The organism is Desulfobacterales bacterium (assembly GCA_029211065.1).
GTDB lineage: Bacteria > Desulfobacterota > Desulfobacteria > Desulfobacterales > JARGFK01 > JARGFK01.
Genome location: JARGFK010000041.1, coordinates 1 through 11,938 on the forward strand (window position 1 = coordinate 1; position 11,938 = coordinate 11,938).

Annotated in this window: 10 protein-coding genes; 8 read left to right on the top strand and 2 right to left on the bottom strand. The window is 52.3% G+C overall.

What is annotated here, in order from left to right; genetic code table 11:
* Nucleotides 1-272: AbrB/MazE/SpoVT family DNA-binding domain-containing protein (locus tag P1P89_10815; protein MDF1591996.1), on the bottom strand; the 272-nt coding region annotated here is incomplete at its 3' end.
* Between the two features lie 309 nt (nt 273-581).
* Between P1P89_10815 and P1P89_10820 the strand changes: the two genes are divergently transcribed.
* The 4 genes from P1P89_10820 (at nt 582) to P1P89_10835 (ending at nt 5,329) form a co-directional block, all read left to right on the top strand.
* Nucleotides 582-1,331, top strand: coding sequence for a gamma-glutamyl-gamma-aminobutyrate hydrolase family protein (locus P1P89_10820; GenBank protein ID MDF1591997.1), 750 nt, complete (start codon nt 582-584; stop codon nt 1,329-1,331).
* A 66-nt stretch (nt 1,332-1,397) separates the two neighbouring features.
* Complete coding sequence (locus P1P89_10825; protein MDF1591998.1) at nt 1,398-2,789, top strand: MFS transporter; 1,392 nt, start codon at nt 1,398-1,400, stop codon at nt 2,787-2,789.
* Nucleotides 2,790-2,807: 18 nt separating this feature from the next.
* The gene (locus P1P89_10830; GenBank protein ID MDF1591999.1) at nt 2,808-4,031 is read left to right on the top strand and encodes a Tm-1-like ATP-binding domain-containing protein; all 1,224 of its coding nucleotides are present in this window, start codon (nt 2,808-2,810) and stop codon (nt 4,029-4,031) included.
* Nucleotides 4,032-4,111: 80 nt separating this feature from the next.
* Complete coding sequence (locus tag P1P89_10835; GenBank protein ID MDF1592000.1) at nt 4,112-5,329, top strand: Tm-1-like ATP-binding domain-containing protein; 1,218 nt, start codon at nt 4,112-4,114, stop codon at nt 5,327-5,329.
* Between the two features lie 11 nt (nt 5,330-5,340).
* On the opposite strand, the gene P1P89_10840 is transcribed toward P1P89_10835, so the two are convergent.
* On the bottom strand, nt 5,341-6,288 hold the full coding sequence (locus P1P89_10840; GenBank protein MDF1592001.1) for a LysR family transcriptional regulator: 948 nt from the start codon (nt 6,286-6,288) through the stop codon (nt 5,341-5,343).
* Nucleotides 6,289-6,671: 383 nt separating this feature from the next.
* On the opposite strand from P1P89_10840, the gene P1P89_10845 reads away from it, so the two are divergent.
* The 4 genes from P1P89_10845 to P1P89_10860 all read left to right on the top strand — a co-directional run bounded on the left by P1P89_10845 (nt 6,672) and on the right by P1P89_10860 (nt 11,902).
* A complete protein-coding gene (locus P1P89_10845; GenBank protein ID MDF1592002.1) occupies nt 6,672-8,531 on the top strand; it encodes a PEP-utilizing enzyme in 1,860 nt (619 codons plus the stop codon).
* A 222-nt stretch (nt 8,532-8,753) separates the two neighbouring features.
* A complete protein-coding gene (locus P1P89_10850; protein MDF1592003.1) occupies nt 8,754-9,824 on the top strand; it encodes a PEP/pyruvate-binding domain-containing protein in 1,071 nt (356 codons plus the stop codon).
* Nucleotides 9,825-9,858: 34 nt separating this feature from the next.
* A complete protein-coding gene (gene ppcB, locus P1P89_10855) occupies nt 9,859-11,259 on the top strand; it encodes a phenylphosphate carboxylase subunit beta (protein MDF1592004.1) in 1,401 nt (466 codons plus the stop codon).
* Nucleotides 11,260-11,374: 115 nt separating this feature from the next.
* Nucleotides 11,375-11,902 (top strand): response regulator, encoded by a 528-nt coding sequence (locus tag P1P89_10860; GenBank protein MDF1592005.1) that lies wholly within the window; start codon nt 11,375-11,377, stop codon nt 11,900-11,902.
* Nucleotides 11,903-11,938: the final 36 nt, after the last annotated feature.

Genomic DNA, 11,938 nt, shown 5'->3' on the forward strand with positions numbered 1-11,938 from the left:
TAATATTCAAAGCCCTCATCCTCCAGACCGTCCGGAAGCGTTGTGTCAAAATCGTCCCACTTTTCCTTTTCATCCGCCATGGTTTTATACGTCTCTTCCCAGGAAAGCTTGCTTTCCTCTTTACTGCGAAGAAGCAGTCCTTTGTCTGTTTCTTCAATTAAAAGAGAATCTTTCAGGCCATATTTTTGAAGGAGCGCCTTGGGTATGCGAACTCCTTTGGAATTTCCAATAGGTACCAGTTTAACATCCCTTGATCGTATTTGATTTTCCATGGATTTTGCTCCTTGAGATTTCATTGAATTAAATTTGCAACTATTGTAATTACAATTATTGTCGATGACAAGCTGAGAATCAAGATACCGGGTCCCCCCTCCGCATCATGCGTCAGGATGCTGCCGTTGACCTTACCGACTCCCGGATTTCCCCAACCAAAATCAATGATGACCAATCCATGCTGCGTTTCTCTGCAACTCTGGCCTTAATTATTCGAAAATACTAAACAACTCCGTTGAATAATTCCGCGGATGGTGATACCAAGAAATCATCGATTGCCCTCTTTCGGTTGATATCACGGAGGAAAAATGCGACTACCGATCATCGGCCTGAATATGGATTACACCTGCTATCCCAAATATCCCGCTTCCGATCCCCGGTTTCGTGAATGCTACGATGTCTATGCCCCCTATGTCGATAGGGTTGCCGGCGCCGGAGGGCTTCCCCTGCCGATTCCGCCTCTGGAAAACGCTCAGCTTCTTGAAAAATACCTTGATCGATTGGATGGCTTTGTTTTCACGGGCGGCGAAGACTACCCACCGGAACTTTACGGAGAAAAACCGCAGCCGGAACTAATTCCTGCGCACCCGCGCCGGGTCCGGGCGGACATCCTTTTGGCCCGGCAGGTGCTCTCTTCTAAAATACCGGTCTTGGGTATCTGCGGGGGGCTGCAGCTGATCAATATCGCTCTGGGCGGAAAGCTCATCCAGCACCTGAATCCGGTTGAGAACCACAAAGCGATCTCATACACGCAAGATGCTTCCCATGGGGGGACCCTTGTGGACGGCACTTCTCTTTCAGAGGTTTTTAAAACCTCGCATATGGTCGTTAACTCCGCCCATCACCAGGCGGTTCACCCCGACCATATCGGCGCCGGTCTTCGTGTAGCGGCCCTGGCTGCAGATGGCGTCATCGAAGCTCTGGAGGGTGTGGAAAAGCGGTTTTTACTGGGAGTTCAGTGGCATCCGGAACGGATGGCGGGCAATGGAGATCAGCGCCGACTCTTCGATTTTTTTATCAGGGCCTGCAGAGAAAAAACGGCATCATCCGGCAGTTAACCTTACCCTGCAGCTATATAAAAAACATGACAGGGTTTATATCCTTTCCATAGAAAGGTCATTTGGATGGAAAATCTGGAAAGCACTAAAAAATCAGCGCTGATTGTAGCGGTCAGCGGTTATTTTATTACACCTTTCATGGGCTCCTCCATTAACGTCGCCCTGCCGGCCATTGCACAGACATTCCACATCGATGCCGTTCTGCTGAGCTGGATAGCGACGGCCTACCTCCTTGCCATCGGCGTGACCCTGGTTCCCATGGGGAGGCTGTCGGACATCTACGGCCGAAAAAAAATCATGGTGATCGGGTTTTCACTTTTTACGACGGCCTCTTTATTTTCCGCCCTGTCATGGTCCGTGTATGCACTGATTGTCTTTAGAATCATACAAGGCATCGGCAGCGGCATGTTTTTTGGGACGACCATGGCCATTCTGACTTCCGTCTACCCGCCGGGCGAACGCGGCAAGGTGCTGGGAATCACCGTATCGGCCGTTTACATCGGACTTTCCAGCGGTCCATTTATCGGCGGCATCTTAACCACCCAGATAGGCTGGCGCAGTCTGTTTGCCCTCACCTTTCTGTTGAGCTTTTCCGTTTTGGGCCTCATTTTCCTCAAATTGAAAGGGGAATGGGCTGAAGCCCAAGGCGAATCCTTCGACATCTGGGGCAGTCTGCTTTACGGTCTGTCCCTGATTATTTTGATCGTGGGCTTCTCGCTGCTGCCCGACAAAAAAAGCATCGGCCTGATTCTGTTGAGCGTCTGCGGGTTTATCGCCTTTGTTGTCTTGGAAAAGCGGGTAGCGAGCCCGGTTTTCCAGATGGATCTTCTGCTTCACAACAAAGTTTTCGCGCTGTCAAATTTAGCTGCGTTGATTCACTACAGCAGCACCTTTGCGGTTACTTTTCTGCTGAGCCTGTATCTGCAGTACATCAAATCCCTGAATGCCCAGACGGCCGGCCTGATTCTGATGGCTCAACCCGTCATGATGGCCCTTTTTTCACCGCTGGCCGGCAAGATTTCAGACCGGATCGAACCTCGCCTGATCTCGTCTGCAGGCATGGCGCTGACGTCCTGCGGCTTAATGCTGTTTACCCGGCTTACAGTAGATACCCATTTAATATATATTGTCGCAACGCTCCTTTTACTGGGTTTTGGTTTCGCATTTTTTTCTTCACCGAACATGAACGCCATCATGAGTTCGGTTGAACGCCGTTTTCTGGGGGTCGCCTCCGGTTCGGCCGGAACGATGCGAGTCCTGGGTCAATTGTTCAGCATGGGTATCGCAACCCTGGTCCTGGCGGTCATTCTGGGGCGTGTGCCCGTCATCCCGGCTGTTTACCCCCAGCTAATCAAAAGTATTAAATTCGCCTTGATGATATTTTCCGGTCTCACGTTTGCAGGAATTTTTGCCTCGCTGTCCCGTGGGAATGTCCGGCAGCATGAAAAACGAATTTAGACCTTTAGAGGGCTTACGATGAAAAAAAATGCGTCCATTGCCGTATTGGGGACATTTGACTCAAAGGGCGAAGAACATCGGTTTCTTCAAAAGCAGATCGGGCAGCGGGGGCAACCGGCCCTAACCATTCATGTGGGCGTTAAGGCCCCCTCCCCCTTTCCGGTGGATATGGACCTGTTTGCCGAAATTAAAAAAGACGGCGTCGACGCTACCGGCAGCAGGGATAAAGCGATTGAAGCCATGATTTTAAAAGCCCGCAAACGCGTCGGAGAGCTTTACGCCGCCGGCGCCATTTCCGGGGTAATCTCAGCCGGCGGGGGGTCCGGAACCCATTTGTGCACCCGGATCATGCACGTCCTGCCGGTGGGAATACCCAAGGTGATGGTCTCTACGGTGGCGTCCAGGGATATGGCTCAAATCGTCGGGACCAAAGACATTACCATGATGCACAGCGTGGTGGATCTGCTGGGCGTCAACAGCATCTCAGGCAGCGTGCTGGACCGGGCAGCGGCCGCCATCTGCGGCATGGTACAGAGCCGCTGGCAGCCTGGGAAAATGAAAAAACGGATCGCATTAACCTTTTTCGGCTTCATCACGGCGGCGGCTGAAAACGTAAAAAAATACCTCGAAAAATCCGGTTATGAAGTCATTCCCTTCCATGCCAACGGCACCGGCGGAATGGCGATGGAAGAGCTTTCGGCTGAAGGATATTTCCAGGGCATTCTGGATCTGGCAACCCATGAGCTGGCCGATGCCTTAAAAGGCGGATACTGCGGCGGGATTGGGCCGGGGCGGCTGGAACCGGCGGCCGGCACGCACTTGCCCCGCCTGGTCGTACCGGGCGGGCTGGACTGCGCCGTTCTGGAGTTTACCCGGGACACCATCCCGTTGGCATACAAGGATCGAAAAATTTTCTTCTACGATTTTCGTTCCGCCGTCCGGCTGACAGACGACGAAACCCGGATCCTGGCAAAACAGCTGGCTGCCAAGGTGAACAAATCCGTCCCGGACATTAAAATACTGATTCCGCTCCGGGGGTGGTCTGAAGCAGACCGTGAAGGCGGTCCCTTGTTTGCGCCTGACGCCACCCGATTATTTATTCATACCCTGAAAGAAGATATCAATCCCGGCATCGACATTACCGAGGTGGATCATCATATCAACGAACGCCCCTTTGCCCGGATTGCCGCCGACATGATGGATGCGATGATTAAAAACCAGGACACGAAAATGACCGCCTGAAAGATGACAAAAAGTTCGAAACCCGGAGACCTGGTTTTCTATATTTTAATATTAAACCGGCAATGAAACAGGAGGTTTGGATGGAGCAGCCCCGCCAGGTCCTTCTTGTCGCCACCATGGACACAAAAAACAGGGAAGCCGTTTTCCTCCGGGAACATCTCATGGAAGCCGGAATTCCGGTGTTGCTGCTGGATGCGGGCATCAGGGGAAAAAGCCCTGTAGCGGCAGATATTCACCCTGAAGAAGTCGCGGCTGCCGGCGGCCAGACCCTTGAAGTTGTCCGCAGTATGGGACACGAGGGCAAAGCCCTTTCAGCCATGATAAAGGGGGCCGTCAGGCTTGCCGCAGCGCTCCAACGACAGAATAAAATTCATGGCGCCATCGGTCTGGGTGGCTCCATGGGAACGACCCTTGGAACGGCTGTGATGCGTGCCTTTCCCATCGGCTTTCCAAAGGTCATGATTTCCACCATGGCTTCCCGGGATACCCGTGCCTTTGTGGGAACCCGGGATATCTGCATGCTTCATTCCGTCTGCGATCTTTCCGGTTTAAACCGGATCACCCGGGCTGTTCTTCGAAACGGCGCCATGGCAATGGCCGGGATGCTCAAGGGGGTGACGCAAAAACCGCCGCCGGAAAAGCCTCTGGCCATCCTTTCCACTCTGGGCACCACGGAAGCCTGTGTGCAGCAGGTCCGGCAGCATTTTGAAAAACGCGGATATGAGATCGTCACCTTTCATACCGTCGGATCCGGCGGCATGGCCATGGAGGAGATGATAGGGCAGGATAACCCAGCCGCAGTGATTGATATATCGCTGCATGAGCTTGCGGATCATCTCTTCGGCGGAGACTACGATGCCGGCCCTGCCCGGGGAATGGCCGCCCTGCAGCATAAATCCCCTACCGTTCTGGTGCCGGGCAATATTGATTTTCTCGTGGCAGGGCCTCTCCAGGCGGCGCTCAAGCTGTTTCCCGGCCGGCCCTATCATCAGCATAACGAAGCCATTACCGTCCTGCGTACCAACCATACAGAAATGGAGATTCTGGCCCGAACCGTTGCAGAACGATGCAACGCAGCCAGGGGACCGTTGGCGATTTTAGTTCCCATGGGGGGATTTTCTGCCTTTGACAGCGAAAACGGCCCCTTTCCCGACCCTGGCGCCCGAAACCTGTTCGCCCGGACCCTGAAGGGCCGCCTGGATAAATCATCCGTCTTGACGCTGCTCCCGTTTCACATTAATGCGCCTGAATTCGCCCAAGCCATCATCCGGACTTTTGAAAAACTTTGTCCTGCTTAGAAGCCTGATCCTTATCTTTTCTGTGCAAGGATTTTTACCATTAAGGAACCGATGTCCTGGGGACGAATATCCCCGGCCCACAGTTTTCGCAGGACTTCGACAAAGGCTTTGGCCGGCGGTGAAAGGAAAATATCTTTAAGGTAGGCAAAACTGACATCCAGATAGATCTGCGGACCTTGCAGCCGGACCGTCGCCAGCTTTTTTTCCTTTAGTTCGAGGGCCACAGCAGCCCTCACCAGAAAAGAAATCCCTTCACCCTGCTGCACCAATTGTTTGACAAACTCACTGTTGCCCGTTTCCATGAGCACATTGGGCGTACAGTTGTGGTTTATGAATAATGTGTTGACCAGCTTCCGGGTACCGGAGCCCACTTCTTTCATGATAATCGGCTCTTTTGCCAGCTCACTGAAATCCACTGCCTTTTTACGTGCCAGGGGATGGCCCTGCGGCAGGATCGCCACCAGCTCCTCCTGGCTGAACGGGACAAAGGCGACCTTGGGATTGTCCGCTGCCTTGGCAATCACCGCCACCTCGTTTTTCAGTTCAACCAGGCTGTTGATCATGTCAAGAGAACTGCCCTCATCCAGGTGTATTTTAATGTGGGGATAGGCTTTATGAAAACTGGAGATCAATGAAGGCATGAAATAGCGGGCGTATGCCTTGGTCGTGCCCAGGCGAAGTACGCCCTGTTTGACCTCTTTCATTTCTTCGATAACATTCTCAATTTCCTTTTCATGCTCAAATACCTGCCGGGCATATTCAAAAAGGGTCCGGCCCTGTTCGGTCAAGTGGATGCCGCGCCCTTTTTTAATGAACAGTTTCATTCCGCAATGGGCTTCAAAGGCTTTTATCTGTGCGGTGATCGCCGGCTGGGTGAGGAAAAGCTCGCCGGCTGCAGCCGTAAAGCTCAAATTTTTGGCGGCATGATAAAAGATACGAAACTGGTTGTAATTGATCAACCGCTCTTTCCTTTGTTGGTTAAGTATTTTTTATACATGTTTTAATTCATAAATTATTTTTATAGATACCATAAATATTATTAGTTTGACAGTTTTTTACTGCGGGTTCATAAAAAATTATGCACACAATTCATTGCTCCCTCTGAATCCTGAACTTCAGATCCATTCTCTGCTCTCCGCATCCCGATTTCGTGCTTTTTCATCTTTGTCGGATAGCCGCTGAAACCTTGAAGAATGTTCAGTGTTATTTCAGTTCCGGGAAGCCGTTCCCCTTCAGTGGGATGGACCGGTCGCAGAAATGAGGCAAAAAGGGACATTTCCACCGGTTCACTCTTTGCGGCTTTAGACCGACATCAACCTTTCAACCGAAAAGGAGAAGACCCATGGCAGAAGAAAAAGCAGGAAGATTTCCGGACCCCCATGAATTTAAAGTCCCGCCGGAACTTGAAGGCTGGGAAGAGATGTATCCCTCGCACCATCTCTTTTCAGGAGACCGGGCCGACTGGGAAAAACAACAATTCTGGTATCAGGACAAAATTCACGCACCTGAACCAATGCCGCCTTTAGACCTGCTCTTTCAGGAGGCATGGCAAATCTCGCTGTCGCAATATACCACCCGGGTATTCTGCATCCCGCCGGCCCAGGGGATCGCCCAGCGAATGGTGGGGTGTTATATGTACATTTGCGCCATTGCGCCGCCGCCGCCCGAAGTTATCGGGGAGAAAGCAGAACTGTTTGGAAAGCGGGTATTCTATGTTTTTGATCATTACGAAGAATTGTGGGACAAATGGCTGACCAAATTTAAAGCCCTGGGCGAAGAAATGAAAGCCCTGAAAGTACCGGCGGAACTCCCTAAATTTGTCCCTGAAGATCAGGTCCTGCCCGCCCCTGTCGGTTTTTATGATTCCTATAAACTGATTGCTGCATTCGACACCCTGGTCAATCAGATGTTCAAAGGCTGGCAGTACCATTTCGAAATGCTGAACCTGACCTATCTGGCCTATCTCATGTTCGGCGATGTCTGTCGCAAACTCTTTCCGGGAATCAGCGAGAGCGCCATCGGCAAAATGGTGGCCGGGGCTTATGTTTCCATGTTTCGTCCCGAGGAAGAGCTCTGCCGGCTCTCCCGGCTGGCAACCGAATCACCGGAAGTGGCCGCCGTCCTAAAGTCCAGTGCCGCTGTTAATAAAAAAATAGCCGATCTTGAAAAAACACCGGCCGGAAAAAACTGGCTCAAGGCGTACGATGCCGCCAAGGATCCCTGGTTTTATGTCTCCTGCGGCAGCGGCTGGCTCCATTATGAAGGCAGTTGGATCTCGAATCCGGAAATCCCATACGGCTATATCAAAAGCTACATGGAGCGGCTGGAAAAAGGCGAAACCATCGAACGGTCTCTGGAGAATATCGATAAAGAGCGCGAAGAAATCGTCGCCGAATACCGCAAACTGATTAAAACCGAAGATGACAAAAAATCTTTTGACGGCGCATTCAACACCATCCGGACCATATACCGCTATGCCGAAGATCATCTCTTCTGGGTGGAGCACTGGTTCCACACGATCTGGTTCGACAAGGTCAGAAAGTTCGGCAAACTGCTGGTGGACAACGGAATGTTAAACGAAGTGGATGATATATTCATGTTTCACCGCTACGAGATTCCCGAACTCCTCACCGAAGTCGCCACTGCCTGGGCCCTGGGGGTCGATATCCCTGTGCGGGGCGATTTCTACAAGACGAAAGCGGAGAAGCGCAGAAATATCCTCAAGGCCGCCGGTGAGTGGAATCCGACGCCGGCCCTTGGCATTCCGCCGGAAGAGGTAGCAGAACCTTTTACCATCATGCTGTGGGGCGTCACCACCGACAAAGTCAAGGAATGGCTCAAGGGCGTGTCCTCGCCCAAAGCGGGAGATGTCAAAGAGATTAAGGGATTTGCCGCTTCAGCCGGCGTCGTTGAAGGTCCGGCAAGAGTGCTCAAGCTGCTCAAGGAAATTGTCGATCTTAAACCCGGTGAGATTATTGTCTGCCCCAATACCAATCCTTCCTGGGCCCCTGTGTTTACCAATATCAAGGCAGCCGTGACCGATATCGGCGGGCTTACCAGCCATGCCGCCATTGTGTGCAGAGAATATGGCGTCCCGTCCGTTACCGGCACCGGCATCGCCACATCGGTAATTAAAACCGGTGATATTCTTAAAGTTGACGGCGATACCGGTGTCGTCACCATTGTAAAAAGAGCGGGATAAACCCTAACGTTGCATAAACAACATTGCAAAGTGTGATTAATAATTCGATATTCTAATGAAAATTACGCAAACAGGCCTCATTTGTATTTCCAACCTCTGGTGGATTCAAAGGATGGGGTCGATTTTTGCCATGTTGTTTACCCTTCGGGAAAGGAGGATGGGGGTGTGCGGCCCCCAATCCTCCCTTCCCAAGCCGGAGCGAAAAGAAAGATGGGGAACGAAATGGCCTATACAATTATCTTCGAGAATCTGGATAAGCGGTCGCTTCCGTTGGTGGGCGGCAAAAATGCCAGCCTGGGGGAGCTCATCAAGGCCGGCATTAAGGTCCCGCCGGGATTTGCCGTAACCACCGCCGGGTATTTGGATTTTATCACCCAAGCGGGAATTGCGAGCCGGATTGTCGAAATTCTTGCAGGTTTAAATGTAGAAGATGTATCTGCGCTAAATTCCGCCGCCGCCGAAATCCAGGAACTGATCAAGGGCGCACATCTGCCGGAAGATATTTCAGGGGCCATTGAAACGGGTTATGCCGAACTATGCCATAAATGTGGGCTTAAAGCTGTTCCGGTGGCGGTGCGTTCCAGCGCAACAGCCGAGGACCTGCCGACGGCAAGTTTTGCCGGGCAGCAGGATACCTACCTCTGGGTTGAAGGCGCCGACAGGGTTGTTGACAGGGTCCAGAAGTGCTGGGCCAGTCTGTATACCCCCCGGGCCATCAGTTACCGGGTCCGGAATCAATTCCCCCATGAAAAAGTCCTGATCAGTGTCGGCATTCAGAAAATGGTGAATTCCAAGGCAGCCGGCGTCATGTTCACCATCAACCCCACCGACGGCGACCCCTCTAAAATCCTGATTGAAGGGAACTGGGGGCTGGGCGAAACGGTGGTCTCCGGCTCTGTCAATCCGGACAAATTTCTCGTGGACAAGGTCATGCGGGAGACCGTCTCCAGGACCATCTCCACCAAGCATATTGAATGCGTCTATGATCCGGTCAGCAGGGAAGTGATCAATGCCGATACCGATCCGGAGCGGCAGTGCCAATGCTGTCTGGAGGAAAGGGAGGTCAAGGCGCTGGTACAGGCGGCCAGAGACATTGAAGCGCATTACGGCCGCGCCATGGATATCGAATGGGCCATAGACAGGGATTTTCCTTTTCCGGACAACCTGTTCATTGTGCAGGCCCGTCCTGAAACCGTGTGGAGTCAGCGTAAGGCCGAGTCTAAAATCGGCGCAAAGAGCGGCTACCAGTTGTTGCTGGAGCAGGCCATGAAACGGATTAAGGTCAGTGAATAACGTTTAATAATCAAGCAAGGAGGAAACGGTTTTTATGAAAGACATGCGAGATTTTATCACACAGGCTGAAAAAGAGGGAATGCTGCACAGAATCAAGGCGCCGGTGGACTGGGATTTGGAACTGTCCCACATCGCCAAGCTGAATGAGGAAAAAAAAGGACCGGCGCTCCTCTTCGAGAATGTGAAGGATTATAGTTCTCCTGTGATCACCAGCGTCTGCACCACCACCGAAAGACTTGCGCTGATCATGGGTGAACCCCGCGAGTCATCCCTGGTGGACCTGATGAGAGTGTGGGTGGATAAAAATGTAAACAAAGTCCCCCCCAAATGGGTGAAAAGCGCCCCCTGCAAAGAAAATATCATGATGGGAAAGGATGTGGATCTTTTCAAATTCCCTTCTCCCAAGTTTTACCCGCTGGATGGCGGACGATATTTTGGAACCGCCCATATCTGCATCACCCAGGACCCGGATTCCGGCTGGGTCAACATCGGAACCTACCGCCTGCAGCTCCTGGATAAAAACCACCTGGGCACCCAGTTCATCAAGGGCAAGCACGCCGATATCATGCTTAAAAAATATCAGGCACTGAAAAAACCGATGCCCGTTGCCGTTGTCGTGGGGTGCGACCCGCTGCTGTTCCTTTTGGGAACCGCCCGGCTGTCGGCATTTGAGTCTGAATACGATCTGGCGGGCTCTATCCGCGGAGAAGGGATTGAAGTGATTAAGGCGGAAACCAGCGACCTGCCCGTACCGGCCACCGCCGAAATCGTGGTGGAAGGCGAGGTGGACGCCGATGCCTTTATGGAAGAAGGCCCTTTTGGTGAATATACCGGATATTACTCCGGCGTAGGGACGGACCCCCGCAATTTCATCGATGTAAAATGCGTCACCTACCGCAACAACCCCATCTTCTGGGGCACCACCGTGGGACGGGCCGTAACGGATACGCACATGACCATGGCCCTGACCTATGGCGCGACCCTGTGGCAGCAGCTGGTGAACATGAAGATCCCGGGAATCAAGGCGGTCTACTGCCCGCCGGAAGGCTCCGGCAGGTTCCTGGCCATCATTTCCCTGAAGCAGATGTACCCGGGCCACGCCGATCAGGTGCTGACCGCTGCCGTCTCAACGGAGATGGGCGCCTATGGTCTTAAAACCGTCATCGTCGTGGACGACGATATTGACCCCTGGGATATCCCCCGGGTAATGTATGCCTTGAGCTTCAGGTTCCAGCCGAACCGGTCCCAGGTCATCAAACGGGGAAGGTCCACCCCGCTGGACCCCTCGCTTCCCATCGACCAGAGGGAAATTACCGGCCGGCTGCTCCTGGATGCTACCATTCCCTTCGACTGGAAGAAAAAACCGATACCCATCGTGCTGGACCCGGATGTTGTGAAAAAAGTCCAGGCCCGGTGGTCGGAGCTGGGATTTTAGCACCGGATATGCTATGAATGAACCCGTCGTCAGGATCGGCAAACAGTTCCGTCCCCATCGGAGCTGTTTGCCCCATCCATGATGGGACACAACAAATTAAAACGGAGAGGGTGCCATGCCAGAAGGCCGTTTGCTGGACGGAAAAAAGGTTCTCATCGTCGATGATGAACCGGACGTGCTGGAAGTGTTGGAAGAGCTTCTACCCAAGTGCGAAATCGCCAAAGCCGGAACATTCGGTGAAGCCAAACATCTGCTGGAAACCCGATCGTTTGATCTGGCCATTCTGGATATCATGGGCGTGAACGGTTATGCCCTCTTGAAAATCGCCAGAGAAAAGAACATCACGGCCGTCATGTTAACGGCCCACGCCTTTAAGCCCGACAGTCTTGCGCGCTCTTTCAAGGAAGGTGCCGCCTCTTACATTCCCAAAGAAAAAATGGGGGAAATCGAAGAGTTTCTCATCGGCATTTTAAAGGCCAAAACCGAAGGCAAGAGCACCTGGGATCCCTGGGAAAAGAAAATGCCGTCATCCTATTTTGAGCGGAAATGGGGCGCTGCCTGGCAGGACAACGATAAGGAATTCTGGAAAAGTTTCATGGAAAGTATCCGGGCTAAAAAAGCCCAGGCCAAGAAAGATCAGTAAAAACTACCCTTCTTATCAACAGGTTCTATTTCCATT

What these genes read in the sequence shown, in the direction of transcription:
- P1P89_10830 (MDF1591999.1), top strand. Translation starts at nt 2,808, where the DNA reads ATGAAAAAAAATGCGTCCATTGCCGTATTGGGGACATTTGACTCAAAG.
- P1P89_10850 (MDF1592003.1), top strand. Translation starts at nt 8,754, where the DNA reads ATGGCCTATACAATTATCTTCGAGAATCTGGATAAGCGGTCGCTTCCG.
- P1P89_10835 (MDF1592000.1), top strand. Translation starts at nt 4,112, where the DNA reads ATGGAGCAGCCCCGCCAGGTCCTTCTTGTCGCCACCATGGACACAAAA.
- P1P89_10825 (MDF1591998.1), top strand. Translation starts at nt 1,398, where the DNA reads ATGGAAAATCTGGAAAGCACTAAAAAATCAGCGCTGATTGTAGCGGTC.
- P1P89_10820 (MDF1591997.1), top strand. Translation starts at nt 582, where the DNA reads ATGCGACTACCGATCATCGGCCTGAATATGGATTACACCTGCTATCCC.
- ppcB (MDF1592004.1), top strand. Translation starts at nt 9,859, where the DNA reads ATGAAAGACATGCGAGATTTTATCACACAGGCTGAAAAAGAGGGAATG.
- P1P89_10860 (MDF1592005.1), top strand. Translation starts at nt 11,375, where the DNA reads ATGCCAGAAGGCCGTTTGCTGGACGGAAAAAAGGTTCTCATCGTCGAT.
- P1P89_10845 (MDF1592002.1), top strand. Translation starts at nt 6,672, where the DNA reads ATGGCAGAAGAAAAAGCAGGAAGATTTCCGGACCCCCATGAATTTAAA.